This is a genomic window from Roseitalea porphyridii (assembly GCF_004331955.1).
Classification (GTDB): Bacteria; Pseudomonadota; Alphaproteobacteria; order Rhizobiales; family Rhizobiaceae; genus Roseitalea; species Roseitalea porphyridii.
Genome location: NZ_CP036532.1, coordinates 1,652,408 through 1,679,071, shown reverse-complemented (window position 1 = coordinate 1,679,071; position 26,664 = coordinate 1,652,408). Strand labels below are relative to the sequence as shown.

The window sequence follows — 26,664 nt, the reverse complement described above, 5'->3', positions numbered from 1 at the left end:
ACGACAAGGAGACCGCCCGCGATGCAATCGAGCCCGAACCTGTCCCTGCCCTACATCATGCCGGCGCAGGCCCAGCCGCATGTCACCCACAACGAGGCGATCCGGCGGCTTGACTGCCTGACGCAGCTTTCGGTCCTCGACAGGACGCGAACCGCGCCGCCCGCCACGCCCGATGAAGGCGACCGGCACATCGTCGCCGTGACGGCAACGGGCGCCTGGGCCGGACACGAGGGCGAGATCACCGCGTTCCAGGACGGCGCGTGGGCCTTCTATGCGCCCGCCGCGGGCTGGACCGCCTGGTGCGTCGCGGAAGCGGGCTGGCTCGGTTTCGACGGCACGGACTGGCATATCGTCACCGGTTCGGGAGGGCCGGGCAGTTCCGTCGGCCAGCTCGGGATCAACGCCGCCGCCGACGGCATCAACCGCCTCGCCGTCGCGTCCGATGCAAGCCTGTTCACGCACGATACGGCCGGCGATCACCGCATGACCGTCAACAAGCAGGCAAGCACGGACACGGCTTCGGTCCTGTTCCAGTCCGGCTGGAGCGGCCGCGCCGAGATGGGCCTGACCGGCGGCGACGATTTCGCCTTCAAGGTCAGCGCCGACGGCAGCACCTTCGTCGACGCGATCACCATCGACGCGGCGACGGGCGTGCCGGATTTCCCGCAGACGAGCCTGCTGACCGGATTTGCCATGAACCTGTTCCAGGACAGCGGGCGGTTCGCGGGCAACGGCGCCCTCGACGTGACGATCGGCGGGTTCGCATGGCCGGACTACCTGACCGTCTATAACGGCGCCACGCCGCTCGCCCATGCCAAGTTCGTGCAGGACAACGCGACCTATGACGGGCCAGGCGCGGCGCTCGACCCCGAAGTCGACGCCCTCATCTCGCAGCTTCGCGAACCGGGCTACCGGCGCTGGGGCAGCGAGTTCTGGATCGCAGAGATCACCATGGGCAGCGGCGCGTCCGGCGTGTTCGACCATGCCGGCAACACCTATACGCTGTGCCTGTTCAGTGTTCAGCGGCCGCGCATGCCTGCCATGACCTTCCACGCCTATCTTCGGGCGATCGACGCGCCGGTGCTGGTGCCGCGCCTGGCCGGACAGACCCTGCTGCGCAACGGCGTGGCCGAACCCGATGCCATGCTGATCGACCCGTCCGAGGGTTGGGTCTCGGTGACGGTGCGCGACAGCCAGCCGCCGCGCCTCTCCTATGGCTACAATCCGTCGGTCTTCTACATCTACGCGCTGAGCGCCGGCGACCGGGTGCGCCTCGCCTGCCCGGCGATGATACCGGGCCTGACCAAGGTGGACCCCGATATCGGCGTGATCGCCTCTATCCTGTCCTATCCGGCCTGATCGAGAGCCCGCACGGACAGTCCGGCGCCGGGGTCGACGATCGTCGCCCCCGGGTGGCGAAGGGCTTCGTGTGGCCCGTGCCAATCGTCGATGAGGTCCATATCGCCGGGCCGTTTTCCCGATGCCCAATGCAGGCGGGCGTCGGCCCACGGCCTGGGCGCGGCCTGGACGTATCGTGCGTTTGCCGTTGGTTCCGGATCTGTAGGGGGTGGTCCGGATATGCCTGAGCGCCAACCCGGTCCAAGCCATGCGAAATGCTTGTGACGCCTGGCAACTGCCAGTATCCGCCATGACCCGCTCAGCCCTGATTACTCGACCGGTCAATTGCAATTGAGCCACGACAAGCACGCACGCTCGGGGCGCTGTCGCCGGTCGACGAGGTACCCGAGTGCATGACGATGTGCTTGCCGGTCTCGCGCCGGCGCAATCGGGCGACAAGGCGATAGATGAAGTTTGAACCAGCCGCGTTGGAACGATGCCGCGGGTGCGACCAGCGGTCGATGATGCAGACAGGCTCTCCGGCCTGGTGGCACTCGACCCAGCGAGCCGCGAAACTCGGCGAAGCACCGTCGGTCCGGTCATCCTGCGCCTCGGTTGATCGACATTCACGCCGCAAGGCGCCACCTTCTCTCGACGGGGCGGCGTCGAGAGGGCAGTCCCGTGAATGTCAACCCGGGCTCTCCGAAGAATGCCGAAGCTTGGCAACTCCAGTCACATCGACCCGCCCGATTGGAAAATCTCCCGAAGGATCACGGCTCAGCCTGTCGCCGTGCTGGAAACCGTGCCATACCCCGTCACGTAGCGCTGGAGGATCTTGCGGACAGCGTGGGTGTCGCGCTTGTCGAGAGCCTCGCCGACCTGCTTGAGCATGGCCGCCACCTCGATCTCCGAAAGGCCCGCCTCGCACGCCCGCAGGATCTTCTCGTGCGGCGTCTGGATCAGGCTGTCGTCGTCGATCAGCAGTTCCTCGTAGAGCTTCTCGCCCGGCCGCAGGCCGCAGAAGACGATCTCGATATCGCCGCCCGGATTGTCGGCGTCGCGCACGGTCATGTTGGCAAGCTTGATCATCCTGCGGGCCAGTTCGACGATCTTCACCGGGGCGCCCATGTCGAGCACGAACAGATCGTCGCCCTCCGAATAGGCGCCGGCAAGCAGCACGAGCCGCGCCGCCTCGGGAATGGTCATGAAATAGCGCGTCACTTCGGGATGTGTGACGGTGACCGGCCCGCCGCGCCGGATCTGCTCGTGGAACAGCGGCACCACCGATCCCGACGAGCCGAGCACGTTGCCGAACCGGACCATGGCAAAGCGCGTGCCCGACGAATTGCGCTGGGCGTCGTGCGCGACAATCTCGGCAAGGCGCTTGGTGGCGCCCATCACGTTGGTCGGCCGCACGGCCTTGTCGGTCGACACCAGAATGAACCGCTCGATCCCGGCGAGCCGCGCCGCCTCGGCGACGATCCGCGTGCCGATCACGTTGTTTCGCACGCCCTCGAGTTCATTGCCTTCGATCAGCGGCACATGCTTGTAGGCGGCGGCATGGACGATGATGTCGACATCGTCGCGTTCGATGACGGCGTCGACCGTCGGCCGGTCGATCACCGATCCCAGACAGGTTGCGATCTCGATGCCCTTTTCCTTCGCAAGCGGCAGCAGCGTGCGCTCGATTTCATAAAGGGCCAGCTCGCTTCGCTCGAACAGGACGATCCGGCGCGGGTCGCAATCGACCAGCTGCCGGCAGAGCTCCGATCCGATCGATCCGCCCGCCCCGGTGACCATCACGCAACGCCCCGCATAGGCCTTGGCCACCTCCGGGATGTCGAGGTCGACATTGGCGCGGTCGAGAAGCTGGTCCGGCGAGATCGCCTTGAGATCATCGACCCAGTTCCGGCCGGCGATCAGATCGATATAGGAGGGAATGGTCTGCACGAGGCAGGGCAAGGTGTCGAGCCGGCGCTTGAGCGTTTCGCGCTGGCCGGCGGTGAGCGAGGGAATGGCGATCAGCACCCGCTCGATACGGCCGGACGCGGCCAGTTCCTCGAGCTTGTCGGGCGAAAAGACCCGCGTGCCGCCGACGATGATGCCGTGCAGCGCCGGGTTGTCATCGACGAAGGCGACCGGCCGCATCTCGCGCGACTGGCGCAGCGCGGTCGCCAGCTGAAGGCCCGCGGCGCCGGCGCCATAGATCGCCACCGGCGTACGAGAGCGGCCCGTCAGACGGTGCATGAGGTCGAACAGCAGCAGCCCCACGAGGCGCGCGAACACGGCCATGGTGAAGAAGACGACGCCGAAGATGAAGGGCACGGAGCGCGGCGCCCACAGGTCAGCGACGTAGCTGATCAGGACGGCGGCGAGGATGAGGGCGGCCGAAGAAAGCGCGATGCGGCCGATCGCGTGCATGTCGAATGCGTGGAGCTTCAGCCGATTGAGCCGCAGCAGGCGGATGATCGGCACACCGGCGGCGGAGACGAGCGCGAAATAGAGCAGCGAGACCTGGCCATAGGTGTGCGGCTCGATCGTGTTGAGCCGAAGCGCATAGGCGATGAAAAGGCTCAAGGGGACGAGCGTTACGTCCACCGCAAAGACGATCGCCTTCTTGACCGATCGCGGCCATGTTGCCGGGTCAACCAGTTTCGAAGCCTGCATGACCGCCAGTTCCCGCCATTGTTGTCTGATTCAGGGCGATGTCTTCATGGAGCCGCGGCCGCCAACCAGCCTTGGATCGACAGTTCTGTTCCCGCCTGAACGGCAGCGCTCTTAGCGCAATTGGGACAATGTGGCGAGTCTTACGAATGGCGACGTCCCGCTACCGGTCCGAGACCGTCGTGCGCAATCTCCGGCACGACGGAAAATGTGCGAGAAAGGCATTAGATCGATGCTGGTGCGTTGAAGGCGCAGGCGCTATCAGGGTTCCCCCAAGCGTAGCATGGCGGGGCGTATTCGTTGTTCTGGTTCTCGCGGTCCGCAGCGATGACGGCCGCAGTCACACTCATCGCACTTGTAGCGTTCTCGCCACTGTGGGTGGAGACGGATGCGTACCGCTTCGCCTGGCTGGTCGCCTGCGTCCTTGCGGCTGTGCATTTCTTCGGCGTCGAGATCCGGAGGCCCGACCGCTTGCATCTGGGCCTTGCGGCATATCTCTGCATGGGCTGGGCGGTCTATGTCGCTTTGCGATATGGCATCTACGCCATCGCTCAGGATCGGCTTGTCGTGGGATCGGCCGAGGAGATCTATCTGTTCGCAGGGCTCTATTCGACGAGCGGATACGCTGTCTTCCTTGCCCGCCGCCATCTCGGCTGGCTGGTCCCTGCCTTGGTTTTCCTGACAACGGCCAAGCTAGGAGCCGCATTCCCGACCGTCGAGCTCGCCGGGGCGCAAGGCGTCGACGTCCTTTTTGCAAATAACTCGATCCACGCATCCCTGATGTGTGCCCTCTTGCTTGTCATTCACGCTGGCTTTGCGCTCCACATAATCCGGACCAAGCACAGGTGGGCTTGGACGACGTCCTTCCTGGTTTTTTTGACCGTGTTCAACATCTCCGGCTGTCTGTTCTACATCATCGTCCTGAACTCCAAGGGCGTATGGCTTGCCCTGTTTCTGGTATTGCCCCCCGTCCTGTTGTCGACCGTCTGGATGCTCGGCAGAAGTCGGGACCGCGTGTACGGTTTCGTGGCGGTGTTTTTCGCACTGGCTCTTTCTGCGGCAGCCTATCTCAGCCACGAACGGATCGTGTCCGTGGCCGGGCCAACTGCAGAAAGAGGGTTGTCGCTGCTTATCGGTCTCGTGCGGTCTGAGACACCGATGGAATTGCTGCGGTCGTCTGCCGAGGATCCGGCAATCCCCGCGTCGGCGAGAGTACGGCTGCAGCTTACGCTGGACAGTCTCGACCTGATCGCCGCCAAGCCACTGTTTGGCTGGGGACCGGAGTGGGCGGATGCTTGGCAGAACCGAACATACTTTGAGTATCCATACCGACTGCTCCACAACAGCGTGCTGGAGGTCGCGGTCCGCCATGGCCTGTTCGGTCTTGCGTTCTACGGCTTCATTCTCGCTTGGGCGCTGGCGCAGATGTTCCGGGCTTCGGGCGATGCACTCGTCCCGCGCGAAGTGCCGCAGACGGCCGCCGTGGCGCTGGCCCTGTTCTTCATCGCGTCGCTGACGAACTCGCATATCCGCCTGGCGATCGGCGAATCCTTCATGTGGGCGTTCGTTGCGATCGGCTTCGCCTGCTTCTACGCGCGCCAGGCAGCCGGCCGTGCCGAGCGAGTCACAAGAGACCCGTAAGCGGAACTGACGGTCAATTGTGTGTCTCAGATGCCGCGCGTGCGGGCGCAGGCAGCCAGCCGCCGGAAGAACTGGGCGGTGCGCGTCCAGTAGGTGGGCAGCCTGCGATAGGGCGGATATTTGACGGCGTAGGTCGGGCCGGACGCGGCGATCGTCGAGTCGGGCGGCCTCGGGACCGGCATCAGATTCGGCTTGACCTGGCAGAAACGCACGTCGGTCTCCCAGCTCCGCTCCTGCATCACGTCGAACGGGCAATAGACGGGCAACATGCGTTCCACGAGGGTCGCGGCTGCAGATCGTGTCAGCCAATAGGCCGATCCGCTCCCGGTCGGCCCGAGCCAGCACTGGCCCACGCGGGGGCCACCTTCGAGCGGACGTTCAAACGCCTCGAACAGTTGCAGACGGTGCGATGTCAGACGCACGAGGAGCGTTCGGTCGCTGAAGCGATCGTCAAGGGCGGATGCAAACGGGCCGACCGCCGCATGGGGCTCGGCATCGTCTTCCATGATGACGGCCGACGAATAGCCGCTGTCAAGAAACGTCCGCATCGCCTTGATATGGCTGAAATAGCAGCCATACTCGCCGGGCAAGGGCTCGCGACCGTTGAACCGGCGGAAACGGTCGAGGTCAAGCCCGTCCCATCCGTCCTGCGTCGCCACCTTGCCATCGACGGCGTCGACGCGTTCCACCTCCAAACCGGCGTCCGCGGCCAGAGCGGCGAAGCTCCGGTAGCGCTCCACCGACCGCGCAAGGTTGATGACGTAATAGCCGATCATGATCGCGATCCTGGTCGGAGGATAGTCGGTGGAGGTGCCTTAACCGTTGTTTCCGCGCCATCCACGTCACATCGAGAAACGAGCGGACACCCCTTACCGGCTGGCTCTGCCGCGGTAAACAGCCAAGCTCGCCCCGCCCCAAAATGACCAACCACGACAGGGCGAGCTGTCGTGTGCCCTACCATCCTCTCCCTCTGCCCTCTTCGCCATCCTTTTGCGCTGCGCTGGACACGCGGCGGGCCCCCGACTAACAAGCGGAACGCCCGGGTCCGGACGGTTCTTACGAGCCCGGCATCCACCCTCTCGGCACATCGAACATGGCAATCATGGCGGATCAGCAGCGCGAAGGGCCAGCCGAGCTTCACCGGATTTCGGTTGTCGCGCTGGCGCTGGTCGTCGGCGCGACCGTCTTCTGGACGGTCTACCCGCACCTGACCCAGCTCAACCTCGATGCCTATATCGACATGCTGGAGAACCATGCCTGGGGCATACGCTGGCAATGGGGAAATCCGAACCATCCGCCCTTGTTCGGCTGGCTGACGGCCGGGTGGTTCGAGGTCTTTCCCCGCACCGACCTCAGCTACCGGCTGCTTGCCGCTCTGAACATCGGAGCGGGGCTTGGCCTGATGGTGCTGATCGCGCGCCGTTTCCTGACGCCGCCGGAACAGGTGGCCGCCGTGATGGTAGCGCTGGTGATGCCGCCGCTTGGCTTTTTGGCGTTCACCTACAATGCCAATTCTGCGATGCTGCCGTTCTGGGCCGGCACGATCCTGTTCTATCTCCGCGTGATCGAACATCGGCGCATGGCCGACGCCGCCCTGCTGGGGGCCTTTGCCGGCGCGGCGATCCTGTCGAAATATTTCGCGGCCGTCCTGCTGCTGGCGCTGCTGGGGCACGCGCTGTCGAACCGGCAAACCCGCGCCATTGTCGCGACGCCGATCCCCGTTGTCGCCGCGATCGTCTTCCTCCTTGTGGTCGGGCCGCATCTGCTCTGGCTCTTCGGCAACGGCTTTTCGTCCGTCGTGTTCGCCACTAGAAAACAGGGCGATGCCTCGATCGTCGCGCTCATGCGCTCGCAGATCGAGTTCCTGATCGCCCAACCGCTTTACGCGCTGCCCGGGCTTGCCATTCTGGGCCTGCTGCGCCGGCCGGACGACGGTGCCCCGTGGTTCGACCGCAGGGCGATCGCCGCCGCATTCGGATCGACGCGCGGCAAGGTCCTTCTTTGGGCCGGACTCGCCACGGTACCGCTGACAATGGCACTGGCCTTGGCCCTTCAGGTGCCGCTGACCAGCAACTGGTCGCTTCCGATCTTCTCGGTGGTTCCGATCCTTCTCACGCTGCTGCTGCCGCGGCCCGTCGCCGAACGCATGCGCGGATGGACGATCGGTCTGTCGGTCGGTTTCATGGTCCTCATGCTTGCCCTGTCGCCCCTGATCCGCGGCCAGATTCTGGAACGGGCGCACGCCAACAACGCGCTGCCGCTCAGGGCGCTTGCCGAGGCATCGGGCACGCTTTGGACCGAGAGCGTGAACGACGACATCGCTTTCGTCGCGGGCCACCGCTTCTACGCGATGGCGGCGAGCTTCTACCTGCCCTCCCGCCCGCATTTCCTCGAAGGGCCGGACATCGCCCGGCAGCCTTGGGCGCAAGGCGAGACACTGACGCGCTCGGGCGTGCTGGTCATCTGCGGCTGGCCGGCCGAGACCTGCATCGAACCGTGGCAAAGCGATGCCAACTGGCGCGTCGAGCCCCTCGGAACGGCCGAGGTGCCGGCCGTTCCCGGTGCGGGAGGGCCGCCGTCCTATACGCTCCTGGCGTTTCGCGCTGTCTACGCATCGGGCTGGTGACGGCTTGACGTATATGGAGTGCGGAGGGTCCTCAGAAGCCGGTCAGGTTCGCGCGGCGTCCCGCTCGCGCCAAACGCTTTCGTAGACCCGTTCCAGACCGTCGGCTTCCGTCTCGATCGAAAAGAGCGCGCAGGCGCGTTCGCGCCCCAAACGCCCCATCTGCGCGCACAGGGCCGGATCGGTGAGGAGCTTCTCGAGCGCCCCGGAAAGGGCGGGGTGGTCGTCCTTCGGAATGATATATCCGGTCCGGCCCTCCTCGACCATCGAGGCGAAGGCGCCGGTCCGGGTCGCGACCACCGCGCAGCCGCTCGCCATCGCCTCGATCGCGGTCAGGCCGTACCCCTCGTAGAGCGGGCAGCAGACGGTGATCGCGACGCGCCGGTACCACTCGGGCATCTCGCCGGGCGGGATCTCGCCGACCCAGACGAAGCGGTCTTCGAGGCCCGCCATGCGGATCTCGCGCTTGAGCCCTTCGGCATAGGGCGCGTCATCGCTCTGGCACAGGCCTCCGATAACCGCCGTCACGTCGGGGTAGCGCGGCAGAAGCGGCAGCAGCGCGCGGACGAAGATGTGGATCCCCTTTTCCTCGCGCACACGGCCGAAGATCCCGATCATGCGCGGGCCGGTCGGCGGGGCGTCTCCGGCCAGGTCGCCCTGTTGCCGCGCGGGCCGAAAGTGCTCGACGTCCACGCCGTGGCCGATGATGTCCGCGCCCGGAAAGAACCGGGCGGCGGCCGGCGAAGTCGCGACGATCCGGTCCATGCGGCCGATCAGCCAATTGAGGGCGGGCGAGTGCTTCCGGATCGCCGACGAGGTGAAGACGAGACGGATCGGGCGGCGCAACACGTCGCGGAGAACGAGGCCCAGCATCATCTCGACGTCGCGGCGGACATGCCAGATCCGCGGCCGGCCGTCGGCCAGCGGACGAAGCGAAAGCCGGATCGCCTCGGCGAGCGTGAGCCTTGTGAAAGCGTCGGGTGCCACCGCGCGGGCCTGCTCGACGCCGGGGAGATCGGGGCCGACATAGCCGATCGCCCGTCGACCGGCCTGGATCGGCAGAAGCGCGCTGATCGTGGTCGAGACACCCGAATGGCGTCGCTTCAGACAGGTGATGATGACGGCGGGATCGCCCGTGCGGGCCGGATCGGGCGCCGGCGTGCCGGCATGGTCCCCAAGTGTCATCACAGGCGGCTTCCGGGTCAACCGAGCCACCGGCGGCGCGCGATGGCAAGGCCCAGCTTGGTGTTCTGCTTGACCGCACGAAATCCGTAGCCGCCAAGGCTGAGCCGGACGATGGCGTATCGGCTCCCGTTGCCGCCGCGCCTGGCCGTGGTCACCGCGTTGTCGTAGCCCAGTTCCTCGGCCAGCCGCACGGTGATCTCCGAATAGGACCCGTACGGATAGGACAGGGATCTGACCGGTCCGGCGAGCAGGTCCTCGAGCCGTTCCTTCGAAACGCGTAATTCCTCGCGCTGATCCTTTTCGGACAGGGTGGGCAGGCGCTGGTGCGTGTTGCAGTGGGAGCCGATCTCCCATCCGGTTGCGCTCAGTTCGGACAGTTCCGCGGCGGTGAGCAGTCGGTTCCGGCCTGACGTGTCGGCCATCCAGCTCGGGCCGTTCCTGCCGATCTCGGAGGCGACGACATAGATCGTGCCCACCGCGCCGATCTCGGCAAGAGCCGGCAGGGCGTATTCGAGATTGTCGGCATAGCCGTCATCGAATGTCAGCGCAGCGCAATTCGCATCACCGCCGGCGACGGTCTCGGAGACGGTCCGAAGCCGGTAGCCGGCCTTCATCAGCATCCGGGCATGACCGACCACCGATTGCGGCGCCACACCGAGACCGTTCAGTTCCGGGTCGGATTGCTCCGGCCGGACCTGATGATAGTAGCCAAGGATCGGTCGGGCGCTCATGCGGGGACCAGCTTTCGTTCATCGCCGGGGCGACACGGACGAGGCGGCGGCGACGATCGGCCTGACCGTCGATGCCGGAACGCCCGATACCACCATGTGAAGAATGCCGACAAGCCGGCAATCGCCGCTTGCCGGTCGACGGCGTCGTTCCGCGTTGCCCCGGCCGTCCTCGTCAATCGGGCGGGGGCGCCGGAATCGCCGCCGCAAAGCCCTGCTCTCCGCGACAGCGTTCGGCGATCGCGCCGATGCGGACGAGATCGGCCAACTCCACGCCCCACCGTTCAGCGTTGTAGAGTTGCGGCATCAGGCAGATGTCGGCCAGTCCCGGCCGGTCACCGTGGCAGAAGGCGCCGGTGCCCGGATCGTCGAGCAGCGCCTCGAACGCGACGAGCCCGCGCCGGATGAAATGGCGCATCCAGTCGCCCATCACCGCCTTGTCGCCGCCGGTCAGATCGACGACGTGCTTAGCGACCGAAAGATTGCAGATCGGATGGATGTCCATCGCGATCACATAGGCGAGCGCGCGCACCCGCGTCCGGCCGGGCGCATCGTCGGGCAGGAAACCGCAGCCGCGCGTCTCGTCGAGATATTCGATGATCGCCATGGACTGGGTCAGGCGCAGCCCGTCGAGTTCCAGCACCGGCACGAACCCCTGCGGATTGCGGGCCATGTGCGCATCGGCCACCTGTTCGCCGGCGCGCAGATCCACCTGTTCGGTCCGGTAGGCGACGCCCGCCAGGTTGAGCGCGATGCGCAGCCGGTAGCTCGCCGACGAGCGCCAGTAGTCGTAAAGGACCGCCTCGGTCATGCGCCCTGAAATTCCTTGGCGTGCAGCCAGTCGGCATGCCGGGGCGCCTTCCTGGTCCGGCTCCACTCCTCCAGCATGTCCCATTTGACGGCATCGAGGCGCGCCAGCATCGCCTCCTCCTGCGGATCGGGGCACGCCAGTTCGATGCGGTGACCGCTGGGGTCGAAGAAGTAGATCGAATGGAAGATCGAGTGGTCGGTGACGCCGAGCACTTCCACGCCCTTGCTCTCCAGATGCGCCTTGTATTCGAGCAGCGTGTCGCGGTCCTTGACCTTGAAGGCAATGTGCTGGACCCATTCGGGGGTGTTGGGGTCCCTGCCCATCTCCGGCTTGGTCGGCAGTTCGAAGAAGGCCAGGACGTTGCCGTTTCCGGCGTCGAGGAACAGGTGCATGTAGGGGTCGGGCTCATGCGTCGAGGGCACGCGATCCTCGGCGATGGCCAGGATGAAATCCATGTTCAGCATGTCGCGGTACCATTCGACCGTCTGCTTGGCGTCCTTGCAGCGGTAGGCGACGTGGTGGATCTGCTCGATCTTCAACATGGGCTCAGCCCTCCTTGTCGGCGCCGGGCGAACGGGCGGCCGCCATGGCCTGCCGGAGCACGTCGCGATCGGCGATATGGTTCATCAGGATCAGGATCAGCCGCGCATTGACCGCATCGCTCTCGTCCTTGGAAAGCCCTTCGTGCATGGCCAGAAGCTCGGCATAAAGGTCGTCGGGCGCGTCGATGGCGGGCGCGGTGTTCAGTCCGGTCATTGTCATCCCCTCCCCGTCGCGCGGTCGATCGCCGCCTCAACGGCCGGTGCGTCGAACCTCGGCCAGCGGGCGGCGACATGCTGATCGGGCCGGATCAGATAGACGGCCGCCTCCGCTTCGCCCAGATATCGCTCGGCCAGCGCGCCGGTCGGATCGTCCGCCGCCGAAAGCGCGAGACGCGTGGCCGCAACGCCCCCGGATTCGACGCTCTCGGGCGCATCGGCGTCGATCGTCAGCAGCGTGAACGCCCCGCCGAGCCGGTCCAGCAAAAAACCATCGCCAAGCGGCGCGTCCGGACATGGCGCGCCGGGCCGCGTGCGCGCCGGGCCGGCGTCGAGCCCGTCCGCGGTGTTCAGCGGCGAGCCGTCATAGACGCAGGGCACCGACAGCCGGCCAGAATTGACCAGCGGCCTTGCGAACCCGTAGTGCTCGGACAGGTCGAGCACCGCATTGCGGAAGATGCGGCTCATCTCCGACTTCGGCGTGATGAAGTCGGTCGATCGGGTCGAATTGAGGATGTTCTCGTCGGCGCCGTGGATGCGCTCGACATCGTAGCTGTCGAGCAGGCTTTCGGGCGCCCTGCCCTCCATGACCAGGGCCAGCTTCCAGCACAGATTGTCGGTGTCCTGCAGGCCCGAATTGGCCCCGCGCGCGCCGAACGGCGAGACCTGGTGGGCGGCATCGCCCGCAAAAAGCACCCGGCCATGGCGGAACTTCTCCATGCGCCGGCACTGGAAAGTGTAGATCGACACCCATTCGAGCTCGAAGCGCGCATCCTCACCGAGCATCGCCTTGAGGCGCGGGATGACGTTTTCGGGCTTTTTCTCCTCGTCCTTGTCGATGTCCCAGCCAAGCTGCAAATCGATGCGCCAGACATTGTCGGGCTGCTTGTGCAGAAGCGCCGACTGGCCCCGGTTGAAGGGCGGATCGAACCAGAACCAGCGCTCGGTCGGAAAGCCGGCCTCCATGACCACATCGGCGATCAGGAAATTGTCCTCGAAGACGCGGCCGACGAAATCGAGGCCCATCATGGCCCGGGTCGGCGAGGCCGCGCCGTCGCAGGCGATCAGCCAGTCGGCGCGGGCGGCGTATGTGCCCTCGGGCGTTTCGACCTGAACCGTCACGCCATCGTCGTCGGCGTCGACAGACAGCACCTTGTTGCTGCCGCGCAGTTCGATCGGCGCCCCCTCCTGCTCGAGTTCGCGCACGCGGTCGACCATGTAGCGCTCGAAATAGTATTGCTGGAGATTGATGAAGGCGGGACGGCGGTGGCCCTTCTCGGGCAACAGGTCGAAATCATAGACCTCGCGATCGTCGTAGAAGACGCGGCCGCGCTGCCAGACCACGCCCTTCTTCACCATCGGCTCGCCGCAGCCGAGCCGGTCGAGGATCTCGAGCGGCCGCTTGGCATAGCAGACCGCGCGGCTGCCCCAGCTCACCTTGTCATTGTCGTCGAGCACGACGACCTCGTGACCGGCCTGGGCGAGATCGATCGCCGCCGCAAGGCCGATCGGCCCGGCGCCGATGACGATCACCGCGTGCTTGACCGGCGTCTGCGCGTCCTGATCGGCGACCCTTGCATAGGGATAGAGCGGGACTTCAAAGATCTTATTCATGGCGGGCTCCTCCCCCGATCCCGTCAGCCCTGAAGGGCGTTCCACATGTCCTTGTCGCGCGCGGCGGTCCAGATGCGCGGCGTGTCGATGCCCTGCGCCTCGTCATAGGCTCGCGCGACGTTGAACGGCAGGCAGTGCTCGTAGATGGCGTAGTCGGCGAACTTCGGATCGCAGACCGCCCGGCAGGCGTCCCAGGCTTGCTTGAGCGAACCGCCGCGCGCGGCGACCCTTGCGACCGGATCGTAGGTGGAGCACACGAAGTCGGCGGTGTTGGTCAGCGCGGCATTGACCATCTCGGCGCCGACAAGGGCATCGCCCCGCCCCGGCGCGATGGCGGCGAGGTCGAAGCTCCGAATCTTCTCAAGGGTTTGCGGCCAGTCGTTGAAGTGGCCGTCGCCGCAATAGCAGGCCGAATGGTATTCGACGATGTCGCCGGTGAACATGACGTTCTCGTCGGGGACGTGGACGACGACATCGCCGGCGGTGTGGGCGCGGCCGAGCTTCATCAGATCGACGCGGCGATTGCCCAGATAGACCGTCATCCGGTCCGAAAAGGTCGTCGTTGGCCATGTCAGGCCGGGGATTTCGTCATGGCCGTCGAACAGGCGCGGGAAACGCTCGAACTCGCTCGCCCAATCCTCGGCGCCGCGCTCGGCGACCATGGCGCGGGCGGTGTCCGACATGATGACCTGCGGCGCCTGATAGGCCGACGCGCCGAGCACGCGCACGGCGTGATAATGCGTCAGCACCAGATGGCTGATCGGCTTGTCGGTGACCGCGCGCACCCGCTCGATCACCTTGCGGGCGAGTTGCGGCGTCGCCTGCGCCTCGATCACCATGACGCTGTCCTCGCCGATGATGACGCCTGAATTCGGGTCGCCCTCGGCCGTGAAGGCCCACAGGTCGCGGCCGATCTCGGAGAACGAGATCTGCTTTTCGGTCATGTCGCCGGCGGAGGCGAATTGCTTGGTCATGGTCTACCCTTCAAGTCGTGCGGGAATGGCGGTGAAGCCGCGAAAACGGATGCGTTGCGAGCGCGTGGCAGCGCCGTGAAGCCGGTAGTGCGGAAACCGGGCGAGGAAACGGGCGATGGCGATGCGGCCTTCCAGCCGCGCCACGTTCATGCCGGTGCACTGGTGCGGGCCGGAGGCGAACGCCAGATGCCGGTTGGGCTTGCGCGCGATGTCGAACCGCTCGGGATCATCGAAGGCGGCCGGGTCGCGATTCGCCGCGCCGATGCACAGCGTCAATCCGCTGCCCTCGGGCATGGCGACGCCGCCGATCTCGACGGGCGCGGTGGTGCGCCGGTTGCCGAGCTGATTGGGGCTCTCATAGCGCAGCACCTCCTCGATGGCGGGGGCGATCAGCGCGGGGTCGGCGATCAGCCGGGCGCGCTCGTCCTCGAACCGGTCGAGCAGTTCGAGCGCGTTGCCGATCAGGTTGGTCGTCGTCTCGTGGCCGGCATTGAGGATGAAGACGCAATTGTGCAGCAGTTCGGCTTCGCTGAGCTTGCCGCCGTTGCGCTCGCCGGCGATCAGCCGCGTCAGCATGTCCCTGTCCGGATCGCCGGGACGGGCGCGACGGCGCGCGACCAGCGTTTCCAGATAGGCGAGGAAATCGCGCACGGCCTCCTCGCCGCGCCGGAACTGCGCCTCGGTCAGCGCCGGCTCGAGCGCGCCGAGGATCGCCAGCGACCAGTCGCGCAACGGGCCGCGCTCGTCATGCGGCACCTCGAGCAGATTGCCGATCACCTCGATCGGGATCGCGGCGGCGAAGTCCTCGATCAGGTCCACCGTGCCGCCCTTTTGTTCCATCGCGTCGAGCAGACGGTCGACCAGCGCGATCACATCGGGCTCGAGCGCCGAGACCGCGCGCGGATTGAGCGCGCCGGCAAGGATGCGCCGCACGCGCGTGTGCAGCGGCGGATCATTGAACACCAGGCTGGTGGTGTGGTGTTCGAACAGATAGCCGTCGCCGAACTTGGGCGCGAACTCGACCTTCTTGTCGGACGAAAAGAGCGTCGTGTCCTTGTAGGTGCGTTCGAGGTCCGCATGGTGGCTGAGCAGCCACGCATTGTCGCCGATCGGCTTGACCGGCGCGTTCTCGCGCAGCGCGCGATAGACGGGGAACGGATCGTCGACGAAGCCGGCCGGCGGCGCGGTCAGCGAGAAGGCGGCCGCCGCATCGGCACCCTCGCCCTGCTTGACCAGCGTATCGCCCGCGCCGGCCATGATCAGCCAAGCTCCACGGTCTGGTCGATCGCGCCGAAGATCGAATGGCCCGATGCGTCCTTCATGGCGATGCGCACCGTGTCGCCATCGCCCATGAAGGGCGTCTTGGGCGAACCCTCGTTGATCGTCTCGATCATGCGGATCTCGGCGATGCAGGAATAGCCCCTGCCGCCGTCGGATACGGGCCGGCCGGGCGAGCCGTCAGGATCCTTGTTGGAGACCGTGCCCGAGCCGATGATGGTGCCGGCGGTGAGCGCGCGCGTCCTTGCGGCATGGGCGATCAGCGTGCCGAAATCGAACACCATGTCTTCGCCCGCCTCGGCCCGGCCGAAGGGCTTGCCGTTCAGATCGACGTCGAGCGGCAGGTGCAGCCTGCCGTCCTTCCACGCGTCACCGAGTTGGTCCGGCGTGACCGCGCACGGCGAGAACGCGCTTGACGGCTTGGACTGGAAGAAGCCGAAGCCCTTGGCCAGTTCGCCGGGGATCAGCCCGCGCAGGCTGACATCGTTGACCAGCATGACAAGGCGGATCGCGCCGAGCGCTTCCTCGCGCGATGCGCCCATCGGCACGTCACCGGTGATCACGGCCACCTCGCCTTCCATGTCGATGCCCCATTCGGTGGCGTTCTTCGGAAAGCGGATCGGCGCGCGCGGGCCGAGAAAGGCGTCCGAGCCGCCCTGATACATCAGCGGATCGTGCCAGAAGCTCTCGGGCATTTCGGCGCCGCGCGCCTTGCGCACGAGTTCGACGTGATTGACGTAGGCCGAGCCGTCCGCCCACTGGTAGGCGCGCGGCAGCGGGCTTTCGCATTCATGCTCGTGAAAGCGCTGCACCGGCTGCCAGCCGCCGGCAATGCCCTCGGCGACCCGTTCGAGCCGCGGCGCGACCGTCTCCCAATCGTCGAGTGCGGCCTGCAACGTGCGCGCGATATGGCCCACGTCCGAGCATTGCGTCAGATCGTCCGAGACGACGACGAGGCGTCCGTCCCGCGTGCCGTCCTTGATGGTGGCAAGTTTCATGGTGTCCCAACTCTTCCTGAAAGCTCAAGTCCCGCCGAGCGCCGGTTCAAGCCGGCCTGCGTCCAGCATCTCGTCGTGCAGTGCGATGGCGTCGATGTCGAAACCGTTCGGCCAGGCGATCGTACCCATCTGCACGAAGGCGCGAGCAAAGAAGCCGGGATCGGCCAGCGGCGCGAGCATCGGCGTGTCCCGGCCGATCATCTCCGACAGATCGCATATGCCCTCGCGGCCATTCGAGAAGCGCACGCGGAGCCGACGAGCACCGGCCGGTTGCACCCACAATACCTTGACGACATCGATCATCGCGAGTTTAGCCTACTTCTCGCCCGGCGTGCCGTCGAACTTCTTCTCGATGTCCGACCAGCAGTCGATATAGTCGTCCTGCAGCGGCATCTCGTTGGCGGCGAAGGCGGTCAGATGCTGCGGAAAGCGCGTCTCGAACATGAAGCTCATCGTGTTGTCGAGCTTTTCGGCCTTCAGCTCCGCGTTTGAGGCGCCCTCGAACGCGTCACGGTCGGGGCCGTGCGGCAGCATCATGTTGTGCAGGCTCACCCCGCCCGGCACGAAGCCCTGCGGCTTGGCATCGTAGATGCCGTAGATGTTGCCCATCAGTTCGCTCATGATGTTCTTGTGGTACCAGGGCGGCCGGAACGTGTGCTCGGCCACCATCCAGCGCTCGCGGAACAGGACGAAGTCGATGTTCGCCGTTCCCGGCTGGCCCGACGGCGCGGTCAGGACGGTGAAGATCGACGGATCGGGATGGTCGAACAGGATCGCGCCGACCGGCGAATAGGTCCTGAGATCATATTTGTAGGCGGCATAGTTGCCGTGCCAGGCGACGACATCGAGCGGCGAATGGCCGATCTCGGTGCGATGGAACTGGCCACACCACTTGACCACCAGCGTGGACGGCACCTCGCGGTCCTCGAAGGCGGCGACAGGGCACTTGAAATCGCGCGGATTGGCCAGGCAGTTGGCGCCGATCGGCCCGCGGCTCGGCAGATCGAACTTCTGGCCGTAGTTCTCGCAGACGAACCCCCGCGCCGGTCCCTCGATCAGTTCGACCCGGTAGACCAGCCCGCGCGGCAGGATGGCGATCTCCTTGGGCTCGAGGTCGATCACGCCAAGCTCGGTGCAAAAGCGCAGCCGGCCCTCCTGCGGCACGACGAGCAGCTCCGAATCGGCCGAGTAGAAATACTCGTCCTCCATCGACATGTTGATCAGATAGATGTGGCTGGCCATGCCGACCTGGGTGTTGACGTCGCCGGCCGTCGTCATCGTGCGCATGCCGGTCAGCCAGGTCAGCGCCTCGCCATCGTCCGGCAGCGGCACCGGGTCCCAGCGATACTGGCCGAGCGAGATCACGTCATCGACGACATGCGGGGCCGAGCGCCAGTAAGGCAGGTCGATCTTTTCAAAGCGCGTCGTGTGCTTGACCGAGGGCCGGATGCGGTAGCACCAGGTGCGCTCGTTCTGCCCGCGCGGCGCGGTGAAGGCGGTGCCCGAAAGCTGTTCGGCGTAAAGGCCGTAATTGCATTTCTGCGGCGAGTTCTGGCCCTGCGGCAGCGCGCCGGGCAGCGCCTCGGTCTCGAAATCGTTGCCGAAACCGGGCATGTAGCCCTCGTGCGTGCCGACGGGCGTTGCGCCGGACTGCATGGTCCGGGTCGATGTCTGGCGGTTCATGGTCGCCTCCCTGTCATCGAATTTGGCCGGTGGTAATAGTTGAATTTGTAACTAACAACCATCATGGTCGGTTTCATGACCGACCAGCCCGACTTCGATCTGCGTGCCTTCCTGCCCTATCTGCTCAACCAGGCGGCCGAGGAGGCGAGCCTCGATTTCCAGCATCACTATAAGGGCCGCTACGGCATGCTGCGCACCGAATGGCGGGTGCTGTTCCATCTGGGCCGCTATGGCGCGATGACCGCCAACGAGATCGGCGCGCGCGCCAAGATGCACAAGACCAAGATCAGCCGCGCGGTGGCCGCGCTCGAGAAGAAGCGGTTCCTGACGCGCGAGCGCGTCGAGACGGACCGGCGTCGGGAGATGCTGGCGCTGACACCCGCGGGCAGCCGCGCCTATGCCGATCTGAGCGCGCGGGCCCGCGACTATGACGCACGCCTGATGGCGCCGTTCTCCGCAGAGGAACAGGCGGTGCTCAAGCGCGCGCTGGCGCGGATCGGCAAGCTGGGCGACTGAAGCGTTCTGTCAGAGACGATGCCGGAAGGCTGGAGCGGGCAGCGGGAATCGAACCCGCACCAAGAGCTTGGAAGGCTCGTGTGATACCATTTCACCATGCCCGCGTGGCAGGGTTGTGCCCTGCCCGTCCGGCCCGCCGATGGTGGAGGAGGCTGGATTCGAACCAGCGTAGGCTTAGCCAACGGATTTACAGTCCGTCTCCTTTAACCACTCGGACACTCCTCCATGACGGCGGGTGCCGGTCGATACGGCCCGGCCGCATCGGCGCGTCTTATGAGGCGGGCCAAAAGCGCTGTCAACACGCGCCGAGCCGCCAGACTTGATATTGGTGCGAAAAGCCGCCGTGCCAACCGTTGCGGTCGCAATGGCGCTTCGGCACCGCTATAGAGCCGGCATGAGCCAGCACGACAAGCCAGGGCGCAAGGACGCCCATTATGCGCGCCTCAGGCGCGACCATCGCGACCGGAAGCGCGCGCGGGGCGAGACGATCGATCCGGCGGCACCACCCGAGGGCCGCGTCCACCTTTACGGCCTTCATACGGTGCGCGCCGCGCTCGACAATCCGGGCCGGACCATCCACCGGCTGCTGGCGACCGAGAACGCGCTGTCGCGCCTTGGGATCGCGGACCCGTCCGCCCTGCCTTTTCCGGTCGAGATCGTGCGCCCGCCGGCGATCGACGCGCTGACCGGCGCCGACGCGGTCCATCAGGGTGTTCTGGTCGAAGCGGACGCGCTGAGCCCGCTGACGCTCGAGGATCTCGGCGCGGCGCGGCTGGTCGTCGTGCTCGACCAGGTCACCGATCCGCACAATGTCGGCGCGCTGATGCGCTCGGCGGTCGCCATGGCCGCGGACGCGCTGATCACGACGGCGCGCCACAGTCCGGCCGAATCGGGCGTGCTCGCCAAGGCTGCCTCGGGCGCGCTCGAACACCTTCCGCTGATCCATGTGCGCAATCTCGCCAACGCCCTCGGTGAACTGAACAATCGTGGCTTCCAGACGATCGGGCTCGATTCGGAAGGGCCGCACCCGATCGAGCAGGCGTTCGACGGCGATCGCATCGCCATCGTGCTCGGCGCCGAAGGCAAGGGGCTGCGCGAGAAGACACGCGCGACGGTCGCCGATCTGGCCCGGCTCGACATGCCCGGCGCGATCCGCTCGCTGAACGTGTCCAATGCGGCGGTGCTGGCGCTCTATCTGGCGCGCAGACATCTTGATGCGACACGCTGACAGAATTCGTTAACGGCACGGGCCTATGGCATTGCCGCCTTCTTGCAGTAGTCTCACGCAACGCATTTTGGCCGTTTTTTCGCCTCAAGGCGCGATGCGAAGGGAGCCCCATGATCGACAAGGGACGGGAAACAGAATGAAAGCCAAAACATTGACGGCGCTCGCGAGCGTGCTCGTCTTCACCGCCGCGTGCACCACCACCGATCCGTTCACCGGCCAGCAGCGCGTGTCCAACACCGCAGGTGGCGCGGCGCTCGGCGCGGCGGCGGGCGCGGGCCTTGGTCTGCTCGCCGGCGGCGACGACCGCCGCAACGCACTGATCGGCGCGGGCATCGGCGCCATCGCGGGCGGCGCGGTCGGCAACTACATGGACCGGCAGCAGGCCGAACTGCGGGCACAGCTTCAGGGCACCGGCGTTTCGGTGACGCGCGTGGGCAACAACATCATCCTCAACATGCCGTCCAACATCACGTTTGCGACCGACCAGGACCAGGTGGTGCCGGCCTTTTTCCCGACCCTCGATTCGGTCGCGCTGGTGCTGCAGCGCTACAACCAGACGCTGATCAACGTCTACGGCCACACCGATTCGACCGGCGATGACAGCTACAACCAGGCGCTCTCGCAGCGTCGCGCCCAGTCGGTCGCCAACTATCTGGGAGGCCGCGGCGTCAACCCGCAGCGGTTCCTCGTCAGCGGCTTCGGCGAGAGCCGGCCGATCGCCGACAATTCAACCGAGGCCGGCCGGGCGCAGAACCGCCGGGTGGAAATCGAGCTCGTGCCGCTGAGCTGACCGGTGCACGACGGAGCGTTCCAGACGGGCCGCCATCGCGCGGCCCGTTTGCGTTGCGGCCTGCAGTCGGTCTCATGGCAGTGGTGCGGGCGGCGGGACTCGAACCCGCACGGCGCAAAGGCCTCCGGATTTTAAGTCCGGTATGTCTACCGGTTCCATCACGCCCGCTCCGGCTTCTGTGTAGGAAAGCCGTGCGCCAGTGTCCACGCCGGCCGGTCAGCGTGGCGGGAACGCGTGCTCTGCGATCGCCGAAAGGGCCGGATAGATGGCCGCGCCGCCGGCAACGACGCGGGTGCCATGGTCGAGCGCGGTGCCCGGATCGATCGGCAGGGTTGCCCCGCCCGCCTCTTCGACCATCAGCAGGCCGGCGAGACAGTCCCAGGAGTTCATGTGCTCCTCGACATAGCCGAGCAGGCGGCCGGACGCAGCATAGGCGAGCCCCAGCGCGCCCGAGGCGTTGCGGAAGAACATGCCGCCCTGGCTGACGATCGCCTCGACGAGAGCGACGGCGACCTTCGGATCGGTGCGGCCGGACACACCGACCATGACCGAGCCTTCGGTGAGCGAAGCGGCCGTGCTGGCGCGCATCGGCTTGCCGTTGACGAAGGCGCCGCCGCCGCGCAGGGCCGAAAACATCTCGCCCGAGGCCGGCTCGTAGATGACGCCGACGACCGGCTCGCCATCCTGCGCGCAGGCGAGCGCGACGCACCATTGCGGGATGCCGCGCACGAAGTTGGCGGTGCCGTCGATCGGGTCGATCACCCAGTCGAAACCGGACGTGCCATGAACGCGGCCGTGCTCCTCACCGACAATGCCGTCATCGGGAAAGCGGGCCGCGATGGCATCGCGCACCAGCGTTTCGGTGTCGCGGTCGGCATTGGAGACAAGATCCTGATGACCCTTGCTCTCGATGGCGAGCGTGTCGATCGCCCGGAAGTGGCCGAGCGCGAACTGGCCGGCCTGACGGGCAAGGTCGAGGGCGAAGTCGAGGCGGTCCTGATGGGACGACATGGCGGCGGTCTTCGGGAAGGGCAAAGCGAATGGTCGCCGTGCCATGCACCAGCCGTGCTTCAAAGTCCATCGGCTGGCGGAAAAACACACGGCCCGCCACGCGGGCGGGCCGTCGACTTGGTGAACGCGGCCGGATCAGCCGGCGAGCTTGGCGGCGATCTCCGCGACCCGCTGGCCCTGGAACCTGGCGCCTTCCAGTTCCTGGTCGGAGGGCATGCGCGAGCCGTCGGAGTTGGAGGTGGTGGTCATGCCGTAGGGCGAGCCGCCGCGCACGACATCGTTGCCGGTCTGGCCCTGATAGGCATAGGACAGCGGCACGATGATCATGCCGTGGTGCTGCAGGGCGGCCTGGGTCGTCAGGATCGCCAGTTCGGCGCCGCCGTGCTGGGTCGCGGTCGAGGACATGACCGAGGCGACCTTGTTGATCAGCTTGCCTTCGGCCCAGAGCGGACCGGTCTGGTCGAAGAAGTTCTTCAGCTGCGCAGCCATCATGCCGTAGCGCGTCGAAACGCCGACGATGATCGCGTCGTAGTCGGCCAGTTCGAGCGGATCGGCGATCGCGGCTTCCTGATCCAGCTTGTAGCCGGACGCCTTGGCGACATCCTCGGGCACCAGTTCGGGCACCCGCTTGATCGTCACGTCCGCACCGGCGGCACGCGCGCCCTCGGCGGCCGACTGCGCCATGGCTTCCATGTGGCCCCAGCTCGAATAGTAAAGCACCAGCACCTTGGTCATCGGTGTTCTCCGTGTTGAATTCCGACTGCGCACTTAATGGATGCGGCAGCAGGCGTAAGCGTGCGATTGCACGACACAGTGTTCACCCGGCCGTCTCGATTGATGCCCTTGACGCGGCGCGGTATGGAGCAGGCAGAGGTTTCGGACAGCGCGCATGAGCGAAGACATCATCACCGCCGCCATGGTGGTCATCGGCGACGAGATCCTGTCCGGCCGGACCCGTGAGGGCAATGCGCATCATCTGGCGCGCATGCTCACCGAAGCGGGGATCGATCTGCGCGAGGTGCGCGTGGTCGCCGACGACCAGCCGGCGATCGTCGAAGCCGTCAATGCGCTGCGCGCCCGCAACACCTACCTGTTCACCTCCGGCGGCATCGGCCCGACCCATGACGACATCACCGCCGATGCGATCGGCGTGGCGCTCGGCCTGCCCGTCGACAAGGATGCGCGGGCCATGGAGATCCTGACTTCGCATTATGAGAAGAGCGGACAGCCGTTCACCGAGGCGCGCCAGCGGATGGCCCGCGTGCCCGAAGGCGCGATCCTGATCGACAACCCGATCTCGGCCGCACCGGGCTTCATCGTCGGAAACGTGCATGTAATGGCCGGCGTACCGGCGATCTTCCAGGCGATGCTGGACCAGGTGCTGCCGACCCTGCGCGCCGGGCGCAAGCTGGCTTCGCAGGCGATTTTCTGCCGGTTCGGCGAAGGCGTGATCGGCGCACCGCTTGGCGCGATCCAGAACGATCACCCAAAGACCGTCATCGGCTCCTATCCACGCTACGAGGACGGCCGGCACTGGGCCGAGATCGTGGTGCGCTCGGCCGATGCGGACGCGCTCGAGGCGGCGGCGGACGCGGTCCGGGCGATGCTGGAGGAACTGGAGGTCAAGCACGGTGAGTAGTGAATGGTGAACAGTAAATGGTGGATGGCCTTGCCCTGATCTGATCCTAAGATATCGCTGAGGAAGGCGCGCGGGCTCGCACCATTCGCCATTGCACCATTTCACGACCTCACCACTTCACCATTCACCGAGGCCCTGTCTTGCCATCGCCGGCCTGCGCCGCTATCGCACGCCAACCTGCATCGACGGAGCGATCCATGGCCCTGCCCGACAAGTCCTTTCCGGTCTCCTGGGACCAGTTCCATCGCGATGCGAGGGCGCTGGCCTGGCGCGTCGCTTCGGTCTCCAAGGAATGGCGCGGGATCGTCACGATCACGCGCGGCGGGCTGGTGCCGGCGGCGATCGTCAGCCGCGAACTGGAAATCCGCGTCATCGAGACCGTGTGCATCGCCTCCTATCACGACTACGACATGCAAGGGGACATCAAGGTCCTCAAGGACATCAGCCCGGCCCTGCTCGAAAACGATGGCGAGGGCGTGCTGATCATCGACGATCTGACCGACACCGGAAAGACCGCCGAACTGGTGCGCGCGATGATGCCGAAGGCCCATTTCGCCACCGTCTACGCCAAGCCCAAGGGCATGCCGCAGGTCGACACCTTCATCACCGAGGTCAGCCAGGACACCTGGATATTCTTCCCCTGGGACATGGGCTTCACCTATCAGGAGCCGATCGCCGGCGCCGGCAAGGGCTGACCGAACGATGGACGCGCCCGCGCCCCGGCCGGCCCTGACCGAGGCGGCACGGCGGCGCGCGCTGGCGGTGATCCTAGGCACTGTCGTCATGAACATGATCGGCGTCGGGCTCGCCTGGCCGATCCTGCCCAAGCTTGTCCAGACGATGGGCTCGGGCTCGGTCAGCGACGCGGCCGCGGCCTATGCGGTGATCGGCACGATCTACGCGGTCGCGCAGTTCCTCTTCTCGCCACTGATCGGCATCGTCTCCGACAAGTATGGCCGCCGACCGGTCATGCTGGTCTCGCTCGCCGGCCTGACGGTCGACTACATCTTCGCCGCGCTCGCGCCGACGCTCGTCTGGCTCGCCTTCGCGCGTCTCGTCGGCGGCATTTTCGGCGCCACGGTGACCACGGCGAACGCCTATGTCACCGACATTTCCGAACCGGCCGAGCGGGCCCGCATCTTCGGGCTGATCGGCGCGGCGTTCGGCGCCGGCTTCATCCTCGGCCCGCTGCTGGGCGGCCTGCTCGGCGAGATCGACATCCGCCTGCCCTTCATCGCCGCCGCCGTGCTCGGCGCGGTCAATCTGGGTTTTGCCTTCGCCTTCCTGCCCGAATCGCTCGACGAGGTGAACCGTCGCCGCACGCCGGACTGGCGCGAGGCCAACCCGCTTTCCTCGCTCGGAAAGATCGCCTCGTTCCCGGCGCTCACCCCGCTTCTGGTCGCGCTTCTGCTGACCGCGACGGCCCAGCGCGGGCTCGAGGGTACATGGGTGCTCTACACCGAGTTCCGCTTCGGCTGGGGCCTGCGCGAGGCGGCCTGGTCGCTGGCCTTCGTCGGCGTCATGTATGTGATCGTGCAGGGCTTTCTGGTCGGGCCGATCGTCCGTGCGATCGGCGACTGGCCGACGGTGATCGCCGGCTTCGCCGTCTCGTGCCTGTCGCTGGCGCTCTACGGGCTCGCCGAGACCGGCTGGATGGTCTACCCGCTGATCGCGCTATACGTCATCGGCAACGGGCTGGGCTCGCCGGCGCTGACCGCGATCTGCTCGAAAAGCGTCGATGGCGACCGGCAGGGCCAGCTTCAGGGCACGCTGCAGGCGATCAACGCGCTGGCGATCATCTTCGGTCCGCTGCTCGCCTCGCTGGTGCTGGCCCACGTCTCCGCGCCCGACCCGCTGGTCGACGTGCCGGGGCTCTGGTTCATCGGCGGCGCGCTCGTGTTCGCTCTGTCCGTCGGTTTGACGATCCGTGCCGCTCCGCGCCCTTCGTGAGCCTTTCCCGCAATCCACAGCTTGAATGACGGCCCAGCAAGGCACATGTCCTTCATGTTGCGAATCTGCCACGATCCGCACGTAACTCTCCGCGCGCAATAAGAACACAACGGAGCGCCCATGGCCGACGACAACACGCTTACCCGCATCATCCGGCAACTCAAGCGCGCATTCGGACAGGAAGACGCGTCGGTCGGCATGCAGGCGGGGGCGCTGGTCTGGCGCCGCGCCGGCAAGGGCAAGGTCGAGGTACTGCTGATCACCAGCCGGGGCACCGGCCGCTGGGTCCTGCCCAAGGGCTGGCTCGACGGCGGCGAGGACGTCGCCCAGGCCGCGGCCCGCGAAGCCTGGGAAGAGGCCGGGATCGAAGGCACGGTCAGCGAAAGCCCGCTTGGCAGCTACGATTACGTCAAGGTCGATGATGGCCACATCCAACCGTGCCGCGTCACCGTGCACGCGCTCGCCATGGTGCGCCAGCAGGCGGACTGGCCCGAGCGCGGCGAACGCGAACGGCAATGGCTGCCCGCCGCCGAGGCGGCCGAACGGGTCGACGAGCCCGGACTGCGGGCGCTGCTTCAAGCTTTCGACACGGACTGGAAGAAGCTGGCCGCCTGAGCCGCCGGCGAAACCTCGCCGACCCCGACCCTATTGGAACACCACGCTGCGGACGATCTGTTCGCTGAAGCGGGCGGACGCCGGCGCCCGCTCGACATAACGGCGTTCATAGAAGATCAGACCGTTCACGCCACGCTTGTGCATGATGCCGTAGATGCGCACGGCGATGTCGCCGGCCCGCGGATCCCGATAGGTGCCGTTCAGCACCACGGCGTGGGTGCCGGACAGGGTATAGATGCCGACGCCTTCCAGCGTCGAGATGCTGATGCGGAGATAGACCCCGCCAGCGGTGTCCGGATAGGCCAATTTGATCTCGCCGTCGCCGGGATCGGGCAGATCGAGGGAGAAAGGCTGCGGGACGAGGAAGCCGAAGCGATCCTCGAAGTCCGAATCGACGGTGATGGTACGGGCGTCGGCGACCGGCAGGACGGGCAGACCGGCCCGTTTTCCCGATGAAACGTCGGAAGCCATGGTTGACGCCGAAAAAAGGCGATTCGCCCCGATCGCGTCGTCCGGATCGGGCATCGGCAGCACGAACATCGCGGTCGGCACGGCGATCGCGGCCGCGACGATGCGCCTGCGGGCCCGGATTTGCGGGATGTGCGCCATGGCTGCTTGGC

26 protein-coding genes and 3 tRNA genes are annotated in these 26,664 nt (G+C 66.3%); 10 read left to right on the top strand and 19 right to left on the bottom strand.

The window, feature by feature from the left end:
• Positions 1-21 precede the first annotated feature (21 nt).
• Positions 22-1,359: a DUF2793 domain-containing protein gene (locus E0E05_RS08175; protein WP_131616263.1), complete on the top strand. Its 1,338-nt coding sequence runs from the start codon at positions 22-24 to the stop codon at positions 1,357-1,359.
• A gap of 756 nt (positions 1,360-2,115) precedes the next feature.
• Here the strand turns inward: E0E05_RS08175 and E0E05_RS08170 are convergent.
• On the bottom strand, positions 2,116-4,005 hold the full coding sequence (locus tag E0E05_RS08170) for a polysaccharide biosynthesis protein (RefSeq protein WP_131616262.1): 1,890 nt from the start codon (positions 4,003-4,005) through the stop codon (positions 2,116-2,118).
• Between the two features lie 324 nt (positions 4,006-4,329).
• Between E0E05_RS08170 and E0E05_RS08165 the strand changes: the two genes are divergently transcribed.
• A complete protein-coding gene (locus tag E0E05_RS08165) occupies positions 4,330-5,643 on the top strand; it encodes an O-antigen ligase family protein (RefSeq protein ID WP_131616261.1) in 1,314 nt (437 codons plus the stop codon).
• Positions 5,644-5,669: 26 nt separating this feature from the next.
• Here the strand turns inward: E0E05_RS08165 and E0E05_RS08160 are convergent, their stop codons facing one another.
• The gene (locus E0E05_RS08160; protein WP_131616260.1) at positions 5,670-6,419 is read right to left on the bottom strand and encodes a glycosyltransferase family 25 protein; all 750 of its coding nucleotides are present in this window, start codon (positions 6,417-6,419) and stop codon (positions 5,670-5,672) included.
• A gap of 326 nt (positions 6,420-6,745) precedes the next feature.
• Here E0E05_RS08160 and E0E05_RS08155 point away from each other — a divergent pair, with 326 nt between their 5' ends.
• A complete protein-coding gene (locus E0E05_RS08155; protein WP_158629305.1) occupies positions 6,746-8,269 on the top strand; it encodes a glycosyltransferase family 39 protein in 1,524 nt (507 codons plus the stop codon).
• A gap of 42 nt (positions 8,270-8,311) precedes the next feature.
• On the opposite strand, the gene E0E05_RS08150 is transcribed toward E0E05_RS08155, so the two are convergent.
• The 11 genes from E0E05_RS08150 to hmgA all read right to left on the bottom strand — a co-directional run bounded on the left by E0E05_RS08150 (position 8,312) and on the right by hmgA (position 18,295).
• Positions 8,312-9,451: a glycosyltransferase family 4 protein gene (locus E0E05_RS08150; protein WP_131616258.1), complete on the bottom strand. Its 1,140-nt coding sequence runs from the start codon at positions 9,449-9,451 to the stop codon at positions 8,312-8,314.
• Positions 9,452-9,468: 17 nt separating this feature from the next.
• Complete coding sequence (locus E0E05_RS08145; RefSeq protein ID WP_131616257.1) at positions 9,469-10,182, bottom strand: polysaccharide deacetylase family protein; 714 nt, start codon at positions 10,180-10,182, stop codon at positions 9,469-9,471.
• 172 nt (positions 10,183-10,354) lie between these two features.
• Complete coding sequence (maiA, locus tag E0E05_RS08140) at positions 10,355-10,990, bottom strand: maleylacetoacetate isomerase (RefSeq protein ID WP_131616256.1); 636 nt, start codon at positions 10,988-10,990, stop codon at positions 10,355-10,357.
• Positions 10,987-11,529 (bottom strand): VOC family protein, encoded by a 543-nt coding sequence (locus tag E0E05_RS08135; RefSeq protein ID WP_131617955.1) that lies wholly within the window; start codon positions 11,527-11,529, stop codon positions 10,987-10,989. Before E0E05_RS08135 ends, maiA begins: the two co-directional genes overlap by 4 nt.
• Positions 11,530-11,536: 7 nt before the next feature.
• Positions 11,537-11,746: a DUF2783 domain-containing protein gene (locus E0E05_RS08130; RefSeq protein WP_131616255.1), complete on the bottom strand. Its 210-nt coding sequence runs from the start codon at positions 11,744-11,746 to the stop codon at positions 11,537-11,539.
• 2 nt (positions 11,747-11,748) lie between these two features.
• Positions 11,749-13,362 (bottom strand): FAD-dependent oxidoreductase, encoded by a 1,614-nt coding sequence (locus E0E05_RS08125; protein ID WP_131616254.1) that lies wholly within the window; start codon positions 13,360-13,362, stop codon positions 11,749-11,751.
• Positions 13,363-13,385: 23 nt separating this feature from the next.
• Positions 13,386-14,336 carry an MBL fold metallo-hydrolase gene (locus E0E05_RS08120; RefSeq protein ID WP_131616253.1) on the bottom strand — a complete coding sequence of 317 codons (951 nt, stop codon included), beginning with the start codon at positions 14,334-14,336 and terminating at the stop codon, positions 13,386-13,388.
• 3 nt (positions 14,337-14,339) lie between these two features.
• Positions 14,340-15,593 carry a cytochrome P450 gene (locus E0E05_RS08115; RefSeq protein WP_131616252.1) on the bottom strand — a complete coding sequence of 418 codons (1,254 nt, stop codon included), beginning with the start codon at positions 15,591-15,593 and terminating at the stop codon, positions 14,340-14,342.
• Positions 15,594-15,595: 2 nt separating this feature from the next.
• On the bottom strand, positions 15,596-16,612 hold the full coding sequence (locus tag E0E05_RS08110) for a fumarylacetoacetate hydrolase family protein (RefSeq protein WP_131616251.1): 1,017 nt from the start codon (positions 16,610-16,612) through the stop codon (positions 15,596-15,598).
• 24 nt (positions 16,613-16,636) lie between these two features.
• Positions 16,637-16,915, bottom strand: coding sequence for a DUF2442 domain-containing protein (locus E0E05_RS08105; RefSeq protein ID WP_131616250.1), 279 nt, complete (start codon positions 16,913-16,915; stop codon positions 16,637-16,639).
• Between the two features lie 12 nt (positions 16,916-16,927).
• On the bottom strand, positions 16,928-18,295 hold the full coding sequence (hmgA, locus tag E0E05_RS08100; protein WP_131616249.1) for a homogentisate 1,2-dioxygenase: 1,368 nt from the start codon (positions 18,293-18,295) through the stop codon (positions 16,928-16,930).
• A gap of 75 nt (positions 18,296-18,370) precedes the next feature.
• On the opposite strand from hmgA, the gene E0E05_RS08095 reads away from it, so the two are divergent.
• Positions 18,371-18,811 (top strand): MarR family winged helix-turn-helix transcriptional regulator, encoded by a 441-nt coding sequence (locus E0E05_RS08095; protein WP_131616248.1) that lies wholly within the window; start codon positions 18,371-18,373, stop codon positions 18,809-18,811.
• A gap of 30 nt (positions 18,812-18,841) precedes the next feature.
• On the opposite strand, the gene E0E05_RS08090 is transcribed toward E0E05_RS08095, so the two are convergent.
• Positions 18,842-18,915, bottom strand: a tRNA-Gly gene (locus E0E05_RS08090).
• A gap of 36 nt (positions 18,916-18,951) precedes the next feature.
• A tRNA-Tyr gene (locus tag E0E05_RS08085) sits at positions 18,952-19,036 on the bottom strand.
• Positions 19,037-19,205: 169 nt separating this feature from the next.
• Between E0E05_RS08085 and E0E05_RS08080 the strand changes: the two genes are divergently transcribed.
• Together E0E05_RS08080 and E0E05_RS08075 are read left to right on the top strand one after the other, a co-directional pair.
• Positions 19,206-20,039 carry a TrmH family RNA methyltransferase gene (locus tag E0E05_RS08080; protein WP_131616247.1) on the top strand — a complete coding sequence of 278 codons (834 nt, stop codon included), beginning with the start codon at positions 19,206-19,208 and terminating at the stop codon, positions 20,037-20,039.
• Positions 20,040-20,175: 136 nt separating this feature from the next.
• Positions 20,176-20,829, top strand: coding sequence for a YiaD family glycine zipper/OmpA-like lipoprotein (locus E0E05_RS08075; RefSeq protein WP_131616246.1), 654 nt, complete (start codon positions 20,176-20,178; stop codon positions 20,827-20,829).
• Between the two features lie 81 nt (positions 20,830-20,910).
• Here the strand turns inward: E0E05_RS08075 and E0E05_RS08070 are convergent.
• The 3 genes from E0E05_RS08070 to wrbA form a co-directional block, all read right to left on the bottom strand.
• Positions 20,911-20,997 (bottom strand) — tRNA-Leu (locus E0E05_RS08070).
• 48 nt (positions 20,998-21,045) lie between these two features.
• Positions 21,046-21,840 carry an inositol monophosphatase family protein gene (locus E0E05_RS08065; protein ID WP_131616245.1) on the bottom strand — a complete coding sequence of 265 codons (795 nt, stop codon included), beginning with the start codon at positions 21,838-21,840 and terminating at the stop codon, positions 21,046-21,048.
• A gap of 135 nt (positions 21,841-21,975) precedes the next feature.
• On the bottom strand, positions 21,976-22,575 hold the full coding sequence (gene wrbA, locus E0E05_RS08060; RefSeq protein WP_131616244.1) for an NAD(P)H:quinone oxidoreductase: 600 nt from the start codon (positions 22,573-22,575) through the stop codon (positions 21,976-21,978).
• A gap of 154 nt (positions 22,576-22,729) precedes the next feature.
• On the opposite strand from wrbA, the gene E0E05_RS08055 reads away from it, so the two are divergent.
• From E0E05_RS08055 to E0E05_RS08040, 4 genes are all read left to right on the top strand, one after another.
• Complete coding sequence (locus E0E05_RS08055; RefSeq protein ID WP_131616243.1) at positions 22,730-23,479, top strand: competence/damage-inducible protein A; 750 nt, start codon at positions 22,730-22,732, stop codon at positions 23,477-23,479.
• Between the two features lie 197 nt (positions 23,480-23,676).
• Positions 23,677-24,174 (top strand): xanthine phosphoribosyltransferase, encoded by a 498-nt coding sequence (gpt, locus tag E0E05_RS08050; RefSeq protein ID WP_131616242.1) that lies wholly within the window; start codon positions 23,677-23,679, stop codon positions 24,172-24,174.
• A gap of 7 nt (positions 24,175-24,181) precedes the next feature.
• Positions 24,182-25,429 carry an MFS transporter gene (locus E0E05_RS08045; RefSeq protein ID WP_131616241.1) on the top strand — a complete coding sequence of 416 codons (1,248 nt, stop codon included), beginning with the start codon at positions 24,182-24,184 and terminating at the stop codon, positions 25,427-25,429.
• A 120-nt stretch (positions 25,430-25,549) separates the two neighbouring features.
• Positions 25,550-26,044, top strand: a complete 495-nt coding sequence (locus E0E05_RS08040) for an NUDIX hydrolase (RefSeq protein ID WP_244598013.1) — start codon at positions 25,550-25,552, stop codon at positions 26,042-26,044.
• Positions 26,045-26,074: 30 nt separating this feature from the next.
• Here the strand turns inward: E0E05_RS08040 and E0E05_RS08035 are convergent, their stop codons facing one another.
• Positions 26,075-26,653 carry a hypothetical protein gene (locus E0E05_RS08035; protein WP_131616240.1) on the bottom strand — a complete coding sequence of 193 codons (579 nt, stop codon included), beginning with the start codon at positions 26,651-26,653 and terminating at the stop codon, positions 26,075-26,077.
• Positions 26,654-26,664 lie beyond the last annotated feature (11 nt).

Coding starts and splice junctions, on each gene's coding strand:
- E0E05_RS08175 (WP_131616263.1), top strand. CDS start 22: ATGCAATCGAGCCCGAACCTGTCCCTGCCCTACATCATGCCGGCGCAG.
- E0E05_RS08170 (WP_131616262.1), bottom strand. CDS start 4,005: ATGCAGGCTTCGAAACTGGTTGACCCGGCAACATGGCCGCGATCGGTC.
- E0E05_RS08165 (WP_131616261.1), top strand. CDS start 4,330: ATGACGGCCGCAGTCACACTCATCGCACTTGTAGCGTTCTCGCCACTG.
- E0E05_RS08160 (WP_131616260.1), bottom strand. CDS start 6,419: ATGATCGGCTATTACGTCATCAACCTTGCGCGGTCGGTGGAGCGCTAC.
- E0E05_RS08155 (WP_158629305.1), top strand. CDS start 6,746: ATGGCGGATCAGCAGCGCGAAGGGCCAGCCGAGCTTCACCGGATTTCG.
- E0E05_RS08150 (WP_131616258.1), bottom strand. CDS start 9,451: ATGACACTTGGGGACCATGCCGGCACGCCGGCGCCCGATCCGGCCCGC.
- E0E05_RS08145 (WP_131616257.1), bottom strand. CDS start 10,182: ATGAGCGCCCGACCGATCCTTGGCTACTATCATCAGGTCCGGCCGGAG.
- maiA (WP_131616256.1), bottom strand. CDS start 10,990: ATGACCGAGGCGGTCCTTTACGACTACTGGCGCTCGTCGGCGAGCTAC.
- E0E05_RS08130 (WP_131616255.1), bottom strand. CDS start 11,746: ATGACCGGACTGAACACCGCGCCCGCCATCGACGCGCCCGACGACCTT.
- E0E05_RS08125 (WP_131616254.1), bottom strand. CDS start 13,362: ATGAATAAGATCTTTGAAGTCCCGCTCTATCCCTATGCAAGGGTCGCC.
- E0E05_RS08120 (WP_131616253.1), bottom strand. CDS start 14,336: ATGACCAAGCAATTCGCCTCCGCCGGCGACATGACCGAAAAGCAGATC.
- E0E05_RS08115 (WP_131616252.1), bottom strand. CDS start 15,593: ATGGCCGGCGCGGGCGATACGCTGGTCAAGCAGGGCGAGGGTGCCGAT.
- E0E05_RS08110 (WP_131616251.1), bottom strand. CDS start 16,612: ATGAAACTTGCCACCATCAAGGACGGCACGCGGGACGGACGCCTCGTC.
- E0E05_RS08105 (WP_131616250.1), bottom strand. CDS start 16,915: ATGATCGATGTCGTCAAGGTATTGTGGGTGCAACCGGCCGGTGCTCGT.
- hmgA (WP_131616249.1), bottom strand. CDS start 18,295: ATGAACCGCCAGACATCGACCCGGACCATGCAGTCCGGCGCAACGCCC.
- E0E05_RS08095 (WP_131616248.1), top strand. CDS start 18,371: ATGACCGACCAGCCCGACTTCGATCTGCGTGCCTTCCTGCCCTATCTG.
- E0E05_RS08080 (WP_131616247.1), top strand. CDS start 19,206: ATGAGCCAGCACGACAAGCCAGGGCGCAAGGACGCCCATTATGCGCGC.
- E0E05_RS08075 (WP_131616246.1), top strand. CDS start 20,176: ATGAAAGCCAAAACATTGACGGCGCTCGCGAGCGTGCTCGTCTTCACC.
- E0E05_RS08065 (WP_131616245.1), bottom strand. CDS start 21,840: ATGTCGTCCCATCAGGACCGCCTCGACTTCGCCCTCGACCTTGCCCGT.
- wrbA (WP_131616244.1), bottom strand. CDS start 22,575: ATGACCAAGGTGCTGGTGCTTTACTATTCGAGCTGGGGCCACATGGAA.
- E0E05_RS08055 (WP_131616243.1), top strand. CDS start 22,730: ATGAGCGAAGACATCATCACCGCCGCCATGGTGGTCATCGGCGACGAG.
- gpt (WP_131616242.1), top strand. CDS start 23,677: ATGGCCCTGCCCGACAAGTCCTTTCCGGTCTCCTGGGACCAGTTCCAT.
- E0E05_RS08045 (WP_131616241.1), top strand. CDS start 24,182: ATGGACGCGCCCGCGCCCCGGCCGGCCCTGACCGAGGCGGCACGGCGG.
- E0E05_RS08040 (WP_244598013.1), top strand. CDS start 25,550: ATGGCCGACGACAACACGCTTACCCGCATCATCCGGCAACTCAAGCGC.
- E0E05_RS08035 (WP_131616240.1), bottom strand. CDS start 26,653: ATGGCGCACATCCCGCAAATCCGGGCCCGCAGGCGCATCGTCGCGGCC.